The following is an 18,485-nucleotide window of genomic DNA, read 5'->3' as shown; positions in this document are numbered from 1 at the left end:
ATACTTTACTTCACAATGACAAGCTCTGCCCACACTCCCTCGTCAAAGAAATAAAGCTTCCCCTGTAGTAGAGAAAGCTTATTTAGTGAGGCTATAAACTTATTTTAGTGTAATGCTTAATAAGCACCATTATTTTTGGGGAACAGGATCACTCCGATGGTTTTGAAAATGATCCAGATGTCCATCAACCAATTACGATAGTTGACGTAGTAAACATCAATTTGCACCCGTTGAGGATAGGGGATGTCATTTCGTCCTGACACTTGCCATAAGCCTGTAATGCCAGGGCGAATGGTCAAAACTTTTTCAATCTTACTACCATATTTACACAATTCTTCAGGAACTAGGGGTCTAGGACCCACTACACTCATATCCCCTTTGAGGACGTTCCAAAATTGAGGAAATTCGTCTAAACTGGTCAAGCGAAGAAATTTACCAATCCAAGTAATGCGTGGATCTTCTCTGAGTTTGAAGTTATCTTCAAACTCGGCACGCATTTCCGGGCAGTTGGCCATCATAGTTTCTAGAACCTGATCGGCATTCTGCACCATCGTTCGGAATTTGATACATTTAAACTTTTTGAAGTTTTTCCCTGCTCTTTCTTGGCAATAAAAAATTGGACCAGGGGAACTCACCGCGATTAAGAATCCCAACAATAGATACAGAGGGGAAAAAATAATCAGCACCGATAGGGAAAAGACGATATCAAAAGTTCTTTTAACAACTTGATCGTTGATTATCCATCGAGAACGAGGTTTTCGATAAATTCTCTGGGAAACCGAGGCAGGTAAACCTCTTCTTGTCAAAGCTTGTATCGCTTTGACAGCGATAAATTGGCTATTAGCAGTCATCTTACTCCTTCACATCACATCACACCACACAAATTGTGATCTTCAAGCCTAATGAAACAAATCATAGCAATTTGAGATCACATTAATCGAGACAGTTATCGAACTTTTTGAGTAAAGTCCTGATAACACTGTTCTAAGAACGTCAGATAAGACGTTTCAAAGACTTTGGGAGTAAATTTTGCCGCTTGGTGACGGCAACTCTCTGAGTTAATCTGATGCTGAAACTGACAGAAAGTTTCAACAGTTTCTACGAGAGCTTCAGGGGTTTGCGGAAAAAAGAAAATTCCCGTCCCTTTATCTATATTTTGACGAATATCTATTACGGTTTCTAAGGCACCACCACCTCCATAAGCAATGACTGGAGTTCCACAGGCTTGGGCTTCTACCAGGGCAATACCAAAGTCTTCACAGGCAGCATAAACAAATGCTTTGGCTTGAGTCATATATTGCTCGACCACTTGATTTTTTTGCGCCCCTAGGACTTTGATATTTGATTGCGCCATTTGACGAATTTTCGGCAGATCAGGCCCATCACCAATAATAATTAAAGGATAACCTAATTGATTAAAAGCTCGCACGATCAAGGCAATTTTTTTATAACTGACTAATCTCGACACAGTGAGATAAAAGTCTTGTTTCTCGGCGCTGAAGGAAAATCGCTCGATATTTACAGGGGGATAGATAACTTTAGCTTCTCGTCGATAACAACGCCAAATGCGACGAGCGGTATGATGGGAGTTGGCGATAAAATAATCGACACGATTAGCTGAAATCACGTCCCATTGTCTGAGACGATGCAACAAGTAACGGGTTAAAACTCCTGCCATTCCTTTACCAACTGAGGAATGATTGAGATAGTCAAAGGTGAGATCCCAAGCATAGCGCATGGGGGTATGACAATAGCAAATATGGAGTTGTCCGGGACTGCTTAACACCCCTTTAGCTACCGCATGGGAAGAGGAGAGAATAACATCATACTCTCGTAAATCCAACTGTTCGATGGCTAAGGGGAGAAAAGGCAAATATTTTTGCACCCCATTTCGAGCAGCAGGAAAATTTTGTAAGAAGGTATGACCAATGGTTCGACCATAAAGATAACTGTCGGGGTTAGTGGACTCGAAATCAATCAAAGCATATACGTCGGCCTCAATATGTTTTAGAATCTCTTTAACAACTAATTCTGATCCTCCTGTGGCTTTGGGAGTCAACCACTCATGCACTAGAGCATATTTCATCGCATTGTTCATTTACCTAAACTGTTCTGCCTGTTAATTTTGACTTTGGTATTCATAGCAAAATTACGCTCATACATAACTCCTGATGGGTTGATTCGTTTCACCTTATTAGTTTTATCACGATTATCCCTGAGTTGATAAATTGATTAGCAAAAAAAATTTTTGACTTCAATAATTATTAATTATTCAGCATTCATTCATGAAATTTTCCTATAGATGAGTCTGATTATTTCCTAAATCCATTTTTTCGGTTGTTCTGTGTCTTTCGGTTGTCTCTTCCATCCCACAGAGATAGCGTTTATAATTTATTGGACATAGAAAAACTTGATTATCGATACAGATGGTGACAACGAAACTTAAAATACAACTGGTGGAAGAGGAAACCCATAAATTAATTGAATGGGTAGAACAGATAGAAAACTCTCCTCAGACTGTTTTTGAAAAAGCGCAGAAGGTAGCAACTCGTTTAGGAGCGCATTATCGTCCTGATGATGGATTAACAGAAATTGGTTTTTGGACACCGGAATTAGAATCAGATATTATACAACCTAAAAATATTTATTTAGAGGTTTTTACCCCTAAAAAAGATATTGATCCCACTCAGCCCACTCAAAGAGTGGTCTTTCGTAGAGATTATGTACAATTGGAAAAAAGAGGAGAATATTTCTGGGGGGTTATTGCTGGTTTAAAGGCAGGAACAAAAGACGGTTTTGGCTCTTTTTATTGGTTACGATACCTAGATTCGGAAACCAATGAAGTGAAAGCCATTGGCGATTGTTTAGCTTATTCTCTTCCCTATGGAGTTTATGCTCCTGCTGAAGTCTATAATCTTCATTCTTTACAAGCCAATCGTCAAGATATGGCTTATTTTTTAAGAGACAAAGCAGAAGAAAAGTCCGACGAAATTATCTATGTTCATCCTCCCCATAATATTTTACAACTTCATGTAAACACCGCTTCTCCAGATGGCACCTTAGCCGGACTAACCGAACTGTATCAACGCATCGGTAAAAAACTGGTTCAACAAGAAAAATTAACGGCAGCAGAACAAAATTACATAGGCTATGATGCCGTCCAATTATTGCCTATTGAACCCACAGTCGAATATAGGGGTAAACACGAACTCGGTCATGGATTTTTTATGATCGATGATAAAGATTTAGATGAAATGGATGCCGAATCAGAAGGTATTGAATACGAACCCGGTAATATTAAAATAACCCTCAAAAAACCTGATACCCAAAATTGGGGTTATGATATCGTCATTTTTGGTAGTTCTGCCACCAATCCATCGGTGTTAAGAACCCTCCGACCCGATGAAGTCGTAGAATTCATCGAAACCCTTCATAATTTTCCCACAGGACCCATTAAAGTTATCTATGATCTGGTTTATGGTCATGCGGATAACCAAGGGTTAGACTTACTCAATGGCCGGTTTATGAAAGGTCCTAATATGTATGGTCAAGATGTTAACCATCAAAACCCTGTAGTGCGAGCAATTTTATTAGAAATGCAACGCAGAAAAAATAATACTGGAGTCGATGGTATTCGAGTGGATGGGGCCCAGGATTTTAAATTTTTTAACCCAATTTCTGGGGAAGTAGAATATGATGATCAATACTTACAAGAAATGGGTAACATTATCCAAGAAATCGGACCGAGTAAACGTCATCTTTTTGCTATTTTTGAAGATGGTCGTCCCTGGCCCACAGAAGGATGGGAAGAGATGTCGACCTATCGCAATATTATTGAATATAATCCTAGAGCCTTTCAATGGGGTCCATTGATTTTTGCCCACAATACCCCCTGTCTCAAAAGCTTTTGGGAGAAAAAATGGCGACGGGTTTGCGAAGTGATGCAGTTAGGAGAAAATTGGATTACCGGTTGTGGCAATCATGATACATTACGCCGTGGAACCCAAGTCGACCCCAATCTAGACATTAATTGGAACTTAGGAGAAACTTTACCCGAAGTTTTAAATAATGCCTACGATAACCCCTCGATTGGTTTATTAACCTATGGGTTTAGTCCCGGTCTCCCCATGGATTTTATTAACTGTACCATGCGGGCCCCGTGGGGATTTTTACGCAATACAGACGATCGCTATGGAGTTAAAGTCGTATCAGAAGAAGCAGGAGGGTTTCTCGATTGGCAAATTATCCCTGAAACTTATAATTATCCTGATGTCTTTCCTAGAATCAAGGCCATGGGATTTACTAAACTCGGAGAATTAAGGCAGTTTGTCACTGCTTTGGTTGATGCCCTGGCCGAAAGTAATTATGATTTAGATGAAGTTGCCCACATCTGTCAACGTCATTTAGGTCATGATGGAGATTCAGAAGAAGCTAAAAACGAGGCCAAAGTTAAAAAATCTGCCGCAGAATTACAAAAACTCAATGGTCCTGATAAATCTCAAGTCCTCACTGAATTATCTGTTGCTAAGTTAAAGGAGTTTGCTAAAGCATTTATGGAAGATGCTCACGAACTCAGTAATGTCTGGTTACACCAAGAAAACTTAAACCCTGACCAAGTAGCCTTTAATTTAGCCTTAAGGCGTTTTCGTCAGGTGAATCCTTGGTTACAGCGTAATTTAAAAGAAACAGACCGTTTCAACCAAATTCAAGACCCGGAAAAAACCTTATTTTATGGGGTACGTTATGCCACAGTTGAAGAAGATACTGACACTGAACCCTATGGCGTTGTTATGATTACTCACATGAGAGGGGAACCCATGACCGTTAAAATTGGAGAGTGGTTAGACCTTGATCTTAATCAATGGCAAATTGCGATCGCTTCTCCAGGTCTTAAAATCGACGATTTAAGCGCGTTTGAATTACACGATAGTCAAGGGGTTTTATTGGAGAAAAAGATGCTCTAAACGGTAGGGTGGGCAAATTAAAGATTTATTCGGACTCCCCGAAAAGTAGAAACTTTGCCCACCCTACAAAACTCAGAAAACTCTCCAGGTCTTAAAATTGAGGATTTAAGCGCGTTTGAATTACACGATAGTCAAGGGGTTTTATTAGAGAAAAAGATGCTCTAAACGGTAGGGTGGGCAAATCAGAGATTTATTCGGACTCCCCGAAAAGTAGAAAACTTTGCCCACCCTACAACACTATGCTTGAAAACTCTCTTCCGGAGTTCCCTGGTGAACAGTTTTAACCCATTTCAAGCGTTTGGGACGAACGGACATCCGCGCGGTGACACAGGGCATAATAACTAACCAGTGCATCATATAAACCATTCCCCGTAAACTTTGCCATCCTAACCGAAAGATATCCATAAACCCAAAGGTTTCGTCATTTTGGATACGGCGTAAACCGGTAAACATTCCCCAAAACGATAGGGATAACATTAACCCTGTTAACGGCCCTAACAAAGGTAAACGATGGCGAGTTACCGTCATCATTAGGTCAGGAATGGCTGCTGTTGGGAGAAGATACTGCATCAAAATAAAGGAGATGAGATCAAATTTTTTCCCTAACCCCATCGGTTGATTGACAATAAACCGCCAATAATCTAGATAGCGTTGATAACCTCCCTCGGCCCAACGGTTACGTTGATGCCATAATGCTTTAGCTGTGGTGACTCCTTCTTCTTCGACTGCTGGATGATTTAAAAAGCCAATTTTCCAATTAGCTAAATGTAACCGCATGGTTAAATCTAAATCATCGGTAATGGTTTGTTCGTTCCATCCTCCACAGTCAATTAAGGCCGTACGGCGCACAAATTGACCGTTACCCCGTAATTCGCCAATGCCACCAAGGGCGATGCGTTTTTGCTGAAAAAAGCTGTCTAAGGCCATTTCTGCTGCTTGTCCTTTGGTCCAGAAGTTTAAGGGTTCGTTAGCAATCTGTTTTCTGACTTGGACGGCCCCGATGTCTTCTGTATTAAATAACGGGACGACTCGTTTTAATAAGTCCGGTGTCACTTTAGCATCGGCATCAAACACGGCAACAATGTCTCCTTGAGTTTTGGGAAACACCCCATTTAAAGCCCCAGACTTCCCTCCCTGGGCCCCTGCTGGACGGCGAATCACATTGAGTTGGGGATATTGTTGACTTAGGCCATCAAGAATGTCAGGGGTTTTATCGGTACTGTGATCATCGACAATCCAAAGATCATATTTTTCAGTGGGATAGTCTAAACTACATAATTGGGTCACTAATTTAGCGATAACGGCCTCTTCGTTTTTCGCTGCCACTAATAAAGATACACAAGGGGCTTGTTTTAGGTCTTCTCCTGATAAGGGTTCGGGTATGGGGTCAGGTTGGGCGAAAATGAGGCGAAACGCTTGTAACGTAAACACAGTGGTGAGGGCGAGAATCACCCATGTTCCCCAAGCGACTAAATGGAGACTCATGACAATACCCCAAACCGCCATTAAGACAAAGGCCGCTTTTTTGCGTCTTCCGGATAATCCTTGGAAAAAGTCGCTTCTAAACTCTTCTTCTTCGTCTTCCGGGTCAGACCATTCCGATAATAGGGAACTAATGGGGTCTAAGTTGTCTTGTTCGTCGTTGTCTATCCAGTCGTTTTTTGTCATAATTCAAGGGTTAGTTTAATGTTGTTTTTTATTACTACGAAGCAGAAGAAGAGCGAAAAATCCGCCAACCTGCCAAGCAAAGAGTGGAATTCCCTATAACCGTTAAGGATGCTTGTAATGTGACTAACCAATTAAGAGAAGGTGCATTATCAAAAAAATGCCAAGTACAAGCACACATTGCACTAATTAATGCCGGTAACATCCCCCAAGATAGCCAACGCCAATATAATTTCTGAGTGACTTCTGCATAGGTCCAAACCAATAAAATTGCAACTGTCCACTCAATTACACTAGAAACATGAACCATCCAAGTTGGGATCGAAAGTGCATTCATAATTTAATCTTCTCTGTAAAAGCCAGAAGTTAAGGACTACAGTAAATACGCTGTGCTAAGGTTGGAGCAATCACAAACGGATTCTCCTTTCCTTATTTTAAAGCAATTCTATGACTGCGTTTTAGTTCAGCCTGGTCAACTGCATCATCATTAGTATTCCCATGACAAAGGGTATTTTGTTGTCTCTCAAAGAAGCCTTCTTCTGCTTGGTCATCATATATAGTGTAAAAGTAAAATAAGGCTCTGGCAATATTCTGTTTAACACTCTCTTTCGGCTTAAAACCACCGTTAATCTACTCCCTATAATCAGCAAGGTTAATCCTAGGAATCATATTGTCCTTTCCCTTCACTATTGATAATGTACTGACGAAAATAAGAGTGATTTTGTGAATCATGACAATAAGCTGATGATTGTTCAATTTCTTTCTAAGTTGAAGCATCAATTATCTAGTTTGGGTTAATGTCAAGTTAATTGGTCAAAATTTTTGTCTATAACCATACCTAACCTTGATGTCATGTTCAGTAGATTACATCACAAACATCCTGGTTGAGGTTGCGGGGGAGCAGAGAGAAAAGAAAAAAAGAAAATTAAAGCATCAATCCTCATATTTAATTTCAAGAGTTATTAATCTATCATATAATTATTTTTGCCATAATTTGCTTGATAATAATCTCCCCTGCTTTGGCGTTCCCTACTCCCTTGCAGTTTTTACCAGTAAGTTTTCGGTCGACTAACCTTAATTGATTCCTCGAAGACTGGTTCCATTACCTTGTACAATGGAATGCAAGTCTTAAAAAAATATAAAAAATTTCTAACATGGCTTCTAATGTATTAGGTCCGCAAAGTCTTCAATTATTGTTATCTATACTGCTTCCGAGAGGATGTCGTTTATCTGTAGTATCAGACAATACTTACCGAATCAACTGTCCTGATTATGAAATCGCCCATATTGTGTGGGAAAATCGGATGAATTGTATTTATCCTCTTTTAAGTCCCGGAGAAGTTCTTGAAGTGGTGGCTTCCGATTATTATGCAAGAAGTTATCCTAAACCTTCATAGAACAATCGTCTATTTTAAAAATTAATGTTAACGTTTAAAGAAGTTGAGAATTATGTTTAATTCTTAGCTTCTATTTTTTAATATTTACATTTATAGGATAGTTAACGATGAAATCAGATAAAAATATTGTAAGACAATGGGCTAATTTATTAGCTATATTAGCTGCTTTTTTTACCAATGTTTGGGCTAATGTTGCTCCCATTAATGGTTTAACCATTGGAGGAATATCTAATACCTTATTTAAGGATGTTTTGATTACCCCTGCGAGTTATGCTTTTGCTATTTGGGGACTCATTTATTTAGGATTAATTAGTTTGGCTATTTATCAAGCTTTACCTAATAATCGGCATAACCATTATGTACAAAAAATAGGTTACTATTTAGTCATTAGTAGTCTGGCTCAAATTGTTTGGGTATTTTTATTTTTATCTCGCTTTTTTGTTTTATCTACTCTAGCGATGTTAGGAATTTTAGTTTCTTTAATTTTACTGTATCTAAAATTAGGAATTTCTATAAACTCGGTTTCTAAAAAGCAAAAATGGTTGATTAATTTTCCCATTAGTGTTTATTTAGGATGGATTACAGTGGCTACAATTGTTAATTTTGCCTTAGCTTTGTATTGGATTAAATGGAATGGTTTTGGTCTTTCTAATATTATTTGGACAGTGATTATGATTATTGTGGCGGCTATCTTAGGTACATTAATAATAATACAGAGAAAAGATTCTGTTTATTGTGGTGTCTTTGTTTGGGCTTTAATTGCGATTACCCTGCGTCATTTAGATACTTTTACCATTGCATTAGCTTCTGGGGTTTCCGCAGCCATATTAATAGTGATGATGGTATTAAATCTTAAACAAAAGACTAATGTAAGACTAGATTAAGGTAAGTATTTAGTTAAATTAATTGACCCCCTACACCCTGTTCAAGTTTTGTGGTTTTGAATGAGTTTAGAAAAAGTTGATACTTTTCCTAAACTTTCTGACCTTAATTATTCATTCAATAAAGCTTCAACAAATTCATAACTAGAAAAAGGTCGTAAATCTTCAATTCCTTCCCCCACACCAATAAAACGGATAGGTAAGTCTAATTGTTGGGCAACCGCTAAAGCAACACCCCCTTTTGCGGTTCCATCTAATTTAGTTAAGACGACACCGCTTAAGTTGGCGGCTTCGGAGAAAACTTGCGCTTGACGTAAGCCATTTTGTCCTAGGGTTGCATCTAAGACTAACAAAGATTCTACTTGAGCTTTATCGGCTTTTTTATCAATAATGCGCCGAATTTTTGCTAATTCTGCCATCAAATTCTTTTTATTTTGTAGTCTTCCGGCGGTATCTACCAATAATAAATCAGCGTCACGGGCTTGGGCTGCGGAAATACCGTCGAACACCACTGCAGCCGGGTCTGTATTTTTGCCAGGGTTGGCAATCACAGGGGTGTTGGTTCTTTCGCCCCAAACCTTCACTTGTTCAACAGCCGCAGCCCGAAAGGTATCAGCAGCAGCAATGAGACAATTGTAGCCAGATTTTTGAGCTAAATGGGCTAATTTACCGATAGTTGTCGTTTTTCCTGCACCATTAACCCCCGTTAATAGCCAAATATTTAAAACGCCTTTTTCTGGGGCAAACCCTGGGTTAACCACTTTTTGCAGAGGACGATCTAAAATCTCTCTTAAAATACTTTTGAGGTATTCTAAAGCTTGTTCTGGGGGCAGCGCCTCTTCTAAGAGTTTATTTTGTAAAGTAGAAATGATGTAATCCGTCGCTTCTATCCCGGTATCGGCTTGTAATAACAGGGCTTCGATTTCCATGACCGCATCTTCATTAAGCGGGCCTTGACCGACAATGGATTTGAGTTGGTTAACTAACCCGCGACGGCTTTTTCCGAGACCTTGACGGAGACGTTTTAACCAGTTAATTTCTTCTTGAGAAACGTCATCTGGGGCCCTACCCTGGGCGGCTAAAACTTTGGCTGACCAAACAAACTCTTCGTCAAAGGTGATGGGGGTTGTCTCTTCAACGGCCGCCTTTTCCATGGCCGTTTCCTTAAGGGCTTCTAAGCGATCGGATTTTTGCATCCAGGCCGGGGTTTCCTCTGTTTTCTCTTTTGGAACAGAGTCAGAGGGCTGAGGGGTTTTTGGTTCAATCTCACTAACTGGATTATCGGTCGTTTCTGAAGAGGCTTCTCTTTCCTCTGGTTGAGAGGTTGAAGGGGTTTGACGTTGTTGAATATTTTTGTAGGCGGTTTTTGCCCAATTTAAATAATCTTCTTGATCGTTGGGTTCGGCAGAAGGTTCGGCTTCAGGTGTTTTAGCTTGTTCGGTAGGTTCTGAAACTTGTTCTGATTCGGTCTTATTAATTTTACGGCGAAACCAATTAAACATAGGAATAAAAATTAGTGCTATTTAAAACATTTTAATCCTCTGTTCGACTTTTTCGGATATCTTTTGAGATAGATAATAAAAGATTCAACGAATTAGCGAGAGTCCCCATTCTCAGGGAAGCAGAATGGGGAGGTAGAGCGTGGTGATTGAGAGGTTCGATGCCTCGAAAATCACCGCCAGACAGCGAGTGGGGGTTTCCCCCACTCGCTGTCTGGCTCACCAACTTGACACCTCTACTTCACAAGAGTTACAATAAATTTATTCTTGTGAAGTAAAAAAATGAAGCAAATCATTACTGCTAAATTAAAGTTAATCACGACTCCAGAGCAAAAAGAATCTGTGAGACAGGTAACTTTAGCTTATCGAGATGCTTTAAATTATACTTCTGAGATAGCTTTTAATAACAATAAACTGAGTCAGGCAGCCAAGCTACAAAAGCTTGTTTATCGTGATATTAGAGGTGATTTTAAACTTCCTTCACAAATGTCATGTAATGTACCAAGACAAGTAGCGGCCACTTACAAAACCCAATGGACTAAGTTTAGACAAAATCAGCAAGCCAGAGAGCAAGGTCACACTAAGAAAAGATATAAAGGTCTAGATAAACCGCAAAAGTTTATATCTAGAACTTGTACTCTTAATTATCAGCGTGATTATTCTTTCAAGACTGACCAAAAAGTTAGTCTCGTTACTTTATCAGGAAGGATAGTTGTAAGTTATGCTGGCTATAATAAACACCTAGAATTGATTAAAAACGGTTCTAAAATAGGTGCAGCTAAAATATATTACAATCGTTCTAGCAATACATACTACTTATTAGTTAGTCTAGAAATAGAGTTATCTGACATAAAACCAGAAACCATAAACAAGGTAAAAGGTGTAGATGTCGGACAACGATATCTTGCCGTAAGTGCAGGAATTAATAACAGCAGTCAGTTCTTTTCTGGTAAACAAATTAGGTACAAGGCTAATCGTTATTATAAAGCGAGAAAGTCATTACAGCATAAAGGCACTCGGTCAGCTAAACGTAGATTAATTACATTGTCTGGTCGAGAGAGACGGTTTATTGCTGATGTTAACCACCAAATTAGCAAGAATATAGCGCAACCTAACAGTTTAATTGGGTTAGAAAACTTAACCCATATTAGAGAAAGAACACGCTCTAAATCAGGAAAACAGGTAAGCAAAAAACAGCGAAAAGCTAATAAAAATAAAGCTAAATGGTCTTTCGCCGAATTGCATTCTTTTGTTGATTATAAAGCGGTTTTAAATAACTCTTTAGCAGTAAAAGTACCAGCCCATTACACTAGCCAAATGTGTCCTAAATGTGGTCATGTCTCTAAAGAAAATAGACCCAACAAAGGGTTGACCTTTAATTGTAAGTGTTGTGGTTATAAACTTCATGCTGATTTAGTGGGAGCAAGAAATATTGCACTAAGAGCGTTACTTATTCGGCAGGACTGGATGAGTACGGGGATCTTGTCAGCATCCCCCAATATGTCAGACGTTGAAGCCAAAGCTAAGAACCTGCAAAGGTTTTTGGAATTGCGGTGGAGTCTAGATGTAAGCCCCGACCAAGCGCGATAGCGGGTCGGGGTAGTTGACGAAAAAGGAGTACCTACCAGCCTCATATTAAGTCGGCCGATACTCCCCATCATTTTATCGAGACAAGATTTCAACCACTTGTTTTTGTAGATCACGATTATTTTCGACAATTCTACCGATTTCATTAAACCGTGAAATTTCTAAACCTGCCTCTTCAACAGCGACCCGTTTTTTCTTGCGATCTTCTTTATTGAGTTCTCTGACGGCTTCTAGGGCTTCCTCAAACTGCATTTGTTTATCGGCCGACAGATTCATTTGAGTGTCTTCTTGTTTGCCAATTTCCATAAATTCTTCGGGGGACATTCCTGTCGCTTGAACCGCTTCGATCATTCTTTGTTGGGTGTTTTCGTCGATCGCACGTAAATCGGCGATCGCCTTGGCAAATTTTTCTAATTCTTGTTGTGAAATATCTTTAGCGGCCATTTCAGAAGAAGCTTGGGCGATCACTTCTCCTGCCTGACTATAAGCGGGAAATCCCCCGAAACCAGTGGCGCAAATCACTACGCCGAGACATCCTTTCAATAATAATTGTTTAAGCATTTTTTTATTGGTAGACTCCATTACATCTAGCCATCAGTCTCAAGAAATGATTAATCTAGAGCTAACAGTTCTTAGCATCTTAGCAACTCTTGAGAAAAATGGAGCAGTGAAAATTTTATTTTTCAATTTTTACTAACATATTAAATAACCCAACTAAAATTAATCATTTATGTCTAGCGTTAGTTTATTATCAGCCCATTCTTACGATCTGCTTTTACTCAAAGCCTCTTTAGAAGAACTTTTAGAACCCTTGGGAGGTATCAAATCTTTTGTGAAACCAGGACAAAGGGTTTTACTCAAACCCAATTTATTAACGGGAAGTCGTCCAACGAAAGAATGTGTCACTCGTCCTGAAATGGTGTATTGTGTGGCTCAATTGGTTAAAGAAGCGGGAGGAACGCCATTTTTAGGGGATAGTCCGGCCTTTGGCACAGCCCGTGGGGTTGCCTTAGCCAACGGTTACGGGTCTATTATGGAGGAGTTGGGCTTAGAGGTGGTGGAGTTTCAAGGCAAACGTTACCCCCATGATAGTGAGCATTTTGACCATTTACACTTGTCTAAAGAAGCGATGGAGGCGGATGTGGTTATTAACTTGCCAAAAGTGAAATCCCATGTTCAATTGACGTTAACCTTGGGGGTTAAAAATTTGTTTGGTTGTGTTCCGGGGAAAATGAAAGCCTGGTGGCACATGGAAGCCGGAAAAGATCGCGATCGCTTTGGGGAAATGTTGGTAGAGACGGCTAGAGCGATCTCGAAGAGATCCGCTTCGCGGTGCGCCCCAAATTTGACCATCATCGACGGTATTATCGCTCATGAAGGAAATGGACCGAGTAATGGCGAACCCAGGGAATTGGGCATTTTAGGGGCTTCTGAGGACGTTTTTGCTTTGGACTGCGCCATGATTGAACTCTTAAAGGTATCTCCTTCATCGATTCCCACCTGGGTGGCTCAACAACGACTCGGATTAACTAGCAATGTTGCAGACATCGAATTTCCTTTATCTCATCCGACTCAATTACAAGTTAATGATTGGCAGTTACCCGATAAAATAATGTCGATTGATTTTGGGCTTCCTAGGGTAATTCGTTCAACTTTTAAACATTTATATATTCGTTTAGTGCGAGAACCTTTGAAGATTTCTTAATTATTAAAGTTTCAGAGGATTACCTGATAAATCATAAATCATAATATCCCATTGTCCATCTTGAGCAATTTCAAAAGCAATTTGAGTTCCATCAGCATTAATGATGGGATTGCGTACTTCTGCTTGTAAATCAGCCGTTAAATTGCGTTTTTGTTCCGTTTGTCGATCGTAAACATAAATATTAGATTTTCCTTGACGACTACTTGCAAAAACCACGTAACGACCATTTTCAGAAATAGACGGATGAGAGGCGATTTCATCTAAGGCATTTAACCCAGGTAAAGCAATAAGTTGTCGTTGTTGAGCATCAAAAAGATAAACGTCTTGGGAACCGTTTCTATCAGAAATAAAGACAATATAATTAGACGTAACTTGGGGTTCTAAGTCCGAAGCGCGACTATTTAACCCTCGTCCCCCTCCATCGAAAGGAAAATTAAGATAACGAGGATAACCAGTACATCCTGTCACCAGACTACTCATAACAACTATCCAAGTAATAAGAAATTGTTTCACTGATCAATCCTAAACTTAAACGAATAACTGATCACTGGTCATTGCTCATTGTTCACTGGTGTACCATCAGGAATATCTAATTCAATTAATGGGCCGCGATCTAATACTTCAATATCCCATTGTCCCCGTCGTGCGGTCTCAAAAACAATGTAGCGTCCATCGGCACTAATTTGAGGATTTCTCACCCAATTACGATAACCTTGAGTTAATAATTCTGCCCGTCGAGTAGCGCGATCGTAAAGTGCTACGTCTGGCCGCCCTTGTACACTAGAAATATAAACCAAATAGCGTCCCGTACGACTTAAACTAGGACTTTCTAGGATTACATTACTTTGATTTAATCCCGGAAGATCCATAAATTTTTCGCTACGCAGATCGTAGAGTAAAATCTCGTTACTGCTGTTACGATTGGAGACTAATGCTAACCAACGACCATCCCCACTAAGAGCCGGTTGTTGGTCATTGTAACGACTGTTAAGGGTTGCCGGGGGTTCAGGACGGTTGAAGGCATCACAAGAGCTTAGGAGGCTAATTAAGCCCATTCCTATGAGTAGCTTGAGGGATTGGGAGGCGATCGCTTTTATGGAATTCCCCAAAGGAACTTCTGAGCAGAGGAGCAGGGACAAAGGAGCAGGGAGAATTGCTAGGCCCTCTCTCTGCTGAAACATTTTTCTAGTCTTTGCTGTTCCCCAGTGATCAAATTTTTTGCCCTTTCTATTTTCTCCCTTTGAGCTTATGCCTCGTTTACAGTCAAACATTATTGTTAATAGTCAAAATTAGAGGAATCTGAGGGGCGATCGCCTTCATAATTATCCTCTGGGGTTGAGGGTCGAGAGCCTCGCTTTCTAGGGCTTTCCGGCGGATCTATTGGTTTATAGTCCACATAGTCGGTGGTGGTTGGTGTTTCCTCTGGACTCGACGGATAACCTTTTGCCTGGCTACTGGGACGAGGACGGCGTTTTCGAGGAGAACCAGAAGGGGTTTGGGGGGAAGAACTTTCGGGACGAGGACGACTGGGACGACGTTTTGAGGGACGATCTTCCCACATATCATCCTGACTACCCCACGCATCATAGTCATCTGTTGTTGGGCGACTGGGACGAGGTTTACGTCTGGGGGACGGGCGATCGCTGTAGGGATCACTGGGGGGACGGCGACGGGATCTCGGGGTTCTTGGGTCATCCTCTGGATAACTCCGACTGCTACGAGGATCGGCGTATCCTTGTAAACGGGGGTTATTCCGATAGGTGGGTTCTTCTTCGTCGTAGGGTTCTAAGCGATCAAGTTCTGCTTCTGTATATACTCGAGTTTTACTCACCCGACGATCATCATCGACATAAGAAGAACCTCGTCGTGCTTGTTCGGTGGTCGCTCCTCTTAAGCGAATCGTCTCGACGGCAAAAAAGACCGCCGAGCCGGTCAATAAAAATTGACCAAACTGTAGGATCGGATCAAGTCGCCATCCTTGAAACAATAGTATGAGTCCGCATAATAAACCGACTGCGGCAAAAAATATATCATGATCCCTCGATAGTTCTGGCCGTACCGTTCGCAAGAAGTATAAACCGGCTCCGGCAACAGCTAAAAAAATTCCGAGGACACTGGCTGAGTTCAGCCCAAAATTAACCATTATCGCTCTCCGTTTTCATCTGCTATGGTAGCGAATTTTCTTTAATATTTCAGTCTTAGAATACCCAATCGGGTAAACTTTTTTCGTATTACTAATATAACTAAATAATGAAACTGACCCCACCCACTTAGGGATGGGGTTGACTCAAACAAGCTTAGAAGTTGCGCTTGATTTTATCGCTTTGACTGATGAATACCAGTCCAACGGTGACGGGGATAACGACGATAACGGTTCCCCAGACGAGGCTCCATAAGAAATTAGCTAAAGATGGTGTCATATATTGGTTACCCTTTTTTCGGTTTTGATACCTAACGTTACTTATTCTAAGGGGTTTTTTCCCCATTGCGTCAAGAAATTCTTGGGTGGGGGGTGTGGGGTGTGGGGTGTAGGGTGTAATGTTTTTCTCTCTATTCCCTACTCCCCTGCTTAGGCTAAACTCTAGCTTCAGCCCGTTTAAAGGCTTCGTCTAATACTTCTGATAAAGTTGGATGGGTATGGATATTAAACGAAAGATTCTCAACACTTTGACGTTGAGCGATCGCATTGGCGGCTTCTTGGATCAAGTCAGAAGCATGAATACCCATGATATGCACCCCTAAAAGTTCCCCGTTATCTTTACGGAACACAATCTTAGCAATGCCGTCGGTTTCTCCTTCTGCAAGGGCTTTAGAATTGCCTTTAAAGTAGGTTTTGACCGTTGCTACCTCAAATCCTTCTTTTTCCCCTAATTCACGGGCTGCTGGCTCGGTAAGCCCCACGTAACTGATTTCAGGGTGGGTAAAGGCGGCTGCTGGAATACTACGATAATCGATGGTTTTGTCCCGTCCGCACATATTTTCGACGGCGATCGCTCCTTGGCCCGATGCTGCATGAGCTAACATCATTTTTCCATTTGCGTCTCCTACTGCCCAAAGGTGGGGAACGGGTTCGCCATCCCGTAACACTTCCATTTTGTCGTTGACGGGGATAAAACCGCGATCGGTTTCAATGCCAAGGTTTTCTAAGCCTAGATTTTTAGTAGCCGGAACCCTTCCAGTAGCGACTAAACAAGCATCCACTTCTAAAACGTCGATCACTTCTTTGGTTTTAGCGTCCGTTAATTCAATAGTAACCGGTGCGCCTGGGGTGACTTTGGTGGCAAATACTCCAGAATAGGTTTCGATATCACGGGCTTTTAGTAGGGTTCTTTCGGCTAATTTTGAGATTTCGGGATCAAAACCGGGCATTAAGGTGTCTAAGGCTTCGATCATGGTCACTTCACACCCTAAAGCGGTATAAATATCGGAAAATTCTAACCCAATATAACCACTCCCAATAATCGCGATCCATTGGGGTAAAACGTCTAATTTAACGGCTTCATCGCTGGTAAAAACGGTTTTATGGTCAATTTCTATGCCACGGGGAACAAACGGCACTGAGCCAGGACATAACATAATATCCTTGGCGGTTAGGGTTTTTTCTCCATCGTCAGTGAGAACACTTACTTTTTGGGTATCAATGACTTTTCCCCAACCGTGGATAGTTTCAACTTTGAGGCGTTTTAAACTATTGGTGAGATCCCCTCGTATTTTATTGACTAAACTAAGGGCATGATCGGCGATCGCTTGTCTTTGGAAGTCTACCCCTTCGATATGAATTCCTAAATTGTAGAGATGTTGAGCATCTTGTAATTCTCGTACTCTTCCTGAGGCTGCTAAAAGGGCTTTTGAAGGGATACAACCTCGGTTGACACAGGTTCCTCCCATGTCTTTTGCTTCGATAATGGCGGTTTTTAAGCCACATTTGACGGCGTGTAAGGCGGCACCGTGTCCCCCCACTCCTGCACCGATAATGATTAAATCATAATCGAATTCTCGCTCGCTCATAATCTTTTTCCTTAATGGTTTGATTATTCTTTCTTAGTGAAAGACCTATCTTCTGATCATAAATCTCTAGATACAAGTTAGTCTAGAGGTTGATCGGTTATAGTTAATTCATTATGAATGCTGTACCAGAACGATTTCCTACTTCAGAAATAAAAAACTTTCAAAATTATGTTTGTCCAATTAGTGGAATTAAAGCTAATGGAAAAAATGCACCTAGTCAATGGGTAAATTGTCCGCTAGTTGAGCAACCAATTTGCTATGGACTTTGTTTGGATTTACAATCAATTGCTCGTGATGATGAATTTGATGATCATCTTTATGTGGAAGATTTTTATAAATTAGCAAAAAAGCTAAATGTTGATGTCCTTAAGTTAAGGAAAACTTGCTTAAATCATCAAAAAAAGATTCTTATTGAAATGCTTAATGATGAATTCTATCCGTATCCTGAAGACAAGGAAGAGAGCAACGTTTTATTAGATTGGATAGTTAAACTTTCTAACGAGCTTTAAATTAGTTTTTTAGTTTAAATTAATAATATTTATAATAATTTTAACAATTAGTTGATGCTAAAAATTTTAATTGAATTAGAATCAAATGCAATTGAAGAAATTGATAGCTTTAGTAAAGGTCATATTACCATTGAAGTAAACAACAAGATTATAACCTCAAAAAATAAGACTCCTAGTCAATCCATGATGATTTTTATCTCTCTTGTTGAACTACTTGATGGCGTTCGTCTCTTTATAGTTGATAAAAACAAAAAACAATATAATTTTGTA

At 40.3% G+C, this 18,485-nt stretch carries 17 protein-coding genes and 1 pseudogene; 7 read left to right on the top strand and 11 right to left on the bottom strand.

Translation table 11 applies throughout. From position 1 onward, the window contains the following. Positions 1–116: 116 nt before the first annotated feature. The gene (locus C4E06_RS13665; RefSeq protein WP_107668572.1) at positions 117–851 is read right to left on the bottom strand and encodes a sugar transferase; all 735 of its coding nucleotides are present in this window, start codon (positions 849–851) and stop codon (positions 117–119) included. Between the two features lie 95 nt (positions 852–946). Beyond that, positions 947–2,086, bottom strand: coding sequence for a glycosyltransferase (locus tag C4E06_RS13660; RefSeq protein ID WP_198648672.1), 1,140 nt, complete (start codon positions 2,084–2,086; stop codon positions 947–949). Positions 2,087–2,426: 340 nt separating this feature from the next. On the opposite strand from C4E06_RS13660, the gene gghA reads away from it, so the two are divergent. Next, on the top strand, positions 2,427–4,964 hold the full coding sequence (gene gghA, locus C4E06_RS13655) for a glucosylglycerol hydrolase (protein ID WP_107668570.1): 2,538 nt from the start codon (positions 2,427–2,429) through the stop codon (positions 4,962–4,964). Between the two features lie 237 nt (positions 4,965–5,201). Here gghA and C4E06_RS13650 read toward each other — a convergent pair whose 3' ends face one another. Then, positions 5,202–6,632 (bottom strand): glycosyltransferase family 2 protein, encoded by a 1,431-nt coding sequence (locus C4E06_RS13650; RefSeq protein WP_107668569.1) that lies wholly within the window; start codon positions 6,630–6,632, stop codon positions 5,202–5,204. Between the two features lie 34 nt (positions 6,633–6,666). After that, on the bottom strand, positions 6,667–6,966 hold the full coding sequence (locus tag C4E06_RS13645; RefSeq protein ID WP_107668568.1) for a DUF2499 domain-containing protein: 300 nt from the start codon (positions 6,964–6,966) through the stop codon (positions 6,667–6,669). An 817-nt stretch (positions 6,967–7,783) separates the two neighbouring features. On the opposite strand from C4E06_RS13645, the gene C4E06_RS13635 reads away from it, so the two are divergent. Together C4E06_RS13635 and C4E06_RS13630 are read left to right on the top strand one after the other, a co-directional pair. Beyond that, positions 7,784–8,026 (top strand): hypothetical protein, encoded by a 243-nt coding sequence (locus C4E06_RS13635; protein ID WP_009547237.1) that lies wholly within the window; start codon positions 7,784–7,786, stop codon positions 8,024–8,026. A gap of 107 nt (positions 8,027–8,133) precedes the next feature. Then, on the top strand, positions 8,134–8,910 hold the full coding sequence (locus tag C4E06_RS13630) for a hypothetical protein (protein ID WP_107668567.1): 777 nt from the start codon (positions 8,134–8,136) through the stop codon (positions 8,908–8,910). 107 nt (positions 8,911–9,017) lie between these two features. On the opposite strand, the gene ftsY is transcribed toward C4E06_RS13630, so the two are convergent. Beyond that, positions 9,018–10,409 carry a signal recognition particle-docking protein FtsY gene (ftsY, locus tag C4E06_RS13625; RefSeq protein ID WP_107668566.1) on the bottom strand — a complete coding sequence of 464 codons (1,392 nt, stop codon included), beginning with the start codon at positions 10,407–10,409 and terminating at the stop codon, positions 9,018–9,020. Positions 10,410–10,688: 279 nt separating this feature from the next. On the opposite strand from ftsY, the gene C4E06_RS13620 reads away from it, so the two are divergent. Beyond that, positions 10,689–11,996, top strand: coding sequence for an RNA-guided endonuclease TnpB family protein (locus C4E06_RS13620; protein ID WP_107668565.1), 1,308 nt, complete (start codon positions 10,689–10,691; stop codon positions 11,994–11,996). Positions 11,997–12,068: 72 nt separating this feature from the next. On the opposite strand, the gene C4E06_RS13615 is transcribed toward C4E06_RS13620, so the two are convergent. Beyond that, positions 12,069–12,554 (bottom strand): DUF4168 domain-containing protein, encoded by a 486-nt coding sequence (locus C4E06_RS13615; RefSeq protein ID WP_198648670.1) that lies wholly within the window; start codon positions 12,552–12,554, stop codon positions 12,069–12,071. A gap of 169 nt (positions 12,555–12,723) precedes the next feature. Here C4E06_RS13615 and C4E06_RS13610 point away from each other — a divergent pair, with 169 nt between their 5' ends. Next, the gene (locus C4E06_RS13610; RefSeq protein ID WP_107668563.1) at positions 12,724–13,698 is read left to right on the top strand and encodes a DUF362 domain-containing protein; all 975 of its coding nucleotides are present in this window, start codon (positions 12,724–12,726) and stop codon (positions 13,696–13,698) included. 3 nt (positions 13,699–13,701) lie between these two features. On the opposite strand, the gene C4E06_RS13605 is transcribed toward C4E06_RS13610, so the two are convergent. The 5 genes from C4E06_RS13605 to lpdA form a co-directional block, all read right to left on the bottom strand. Next, entirely contained in the window at positions 13,702–14,178 is a 477-nt protein-coding gene (locus C4E06_RS13605) for a PD40 domain-containing protein (RefSeq protein ID WP_198648669.1), read from the bottom strand. A gap of 71 nt (positions 14,179–14,249) precedes the next feature. After that, positions 14,250–14,753 (bottom strand): TolB family protein, encoded by a 504-nt coding sequence (locus C4E06_RS13600; RefSeq protein ID WP_107668590.1) that lies wholly within the window; start codon positions 14,751–14,753, stop codon positions 14,250–14,252. Positions 14,754–14,974: 221 nt separating this feature from the next. Further along, positions 14,975–15,841 carry a Ycf66 family protein gene (locus tag C4E06_RS13595; RefSeq protein ID WP_107668561.1) on the bottom strand — a complete coding sequence of 289 codons (867 nt, stop codon included), beginning with the start codon at positions 15,839–15,841 and terminating at the stop codon, positions 14,975–14,977. 154 nt (positions 15,842–15,995) lie between these two features. Further along, the gene (psbX, locus tag C4E06_RS13590; RefSeq protein ID WP_012361448.1) at positions 15,996–16,118 is read right to left on the bottom strand and encodes a photosystem II reaction center X protein; all 123 of its coding nucleotides are present in this window, start codon (positions 16,116–16,118) and stop codon (positions 15,996–15,998) included. A 154-nt stretch (positions 16,119–16,272) separates the two neighbouring features. Beyond that, a complete protein-coding gene (gene lpdA, locus C4E06_RS13585) occupies positions 16,273–17,706 on the bottom strand; it encodes a dihydrolipoyl dehydrogenase (protein ID WP_107668560.1) in 1,434 nt (477 codons plus the stop codon). 113 nt (positions 17,707–17,819) lie between these two features. Between lpdA and C4E06_RS13580 the strand changes: the two genes are divergently transcribed. Beyond that, complete coding sequence (locus C4E06_RS13580; RefSeq protein ID WP_107668559.1) at positions 17,820–18,215, top strand: hypothetical protein; 396 nt, start codon at positions 17,820–17,822, stop codon at positions 18,213–18,215. 54 nt (positions 18,216–18,269) lie between these two features. After that, positions 18,270–18,485: pseudogene (locus C4E06_RS13575) on the top strand (hypothetical protein); the annotation flags it as partial.

This window comes from Cyanothece sp. BG0011 (assembly GCF_003013815.1).
Taxonomy (GTDB): domain Bacteria; phylum Cyanobacteriota; class Cyanobacteriia; order Cyanobacteriales; family Microcystaceae; genus Crocosphaera.
This window is presented reverse-complemented; position numbering and strand designations above follow the sequence as displayed.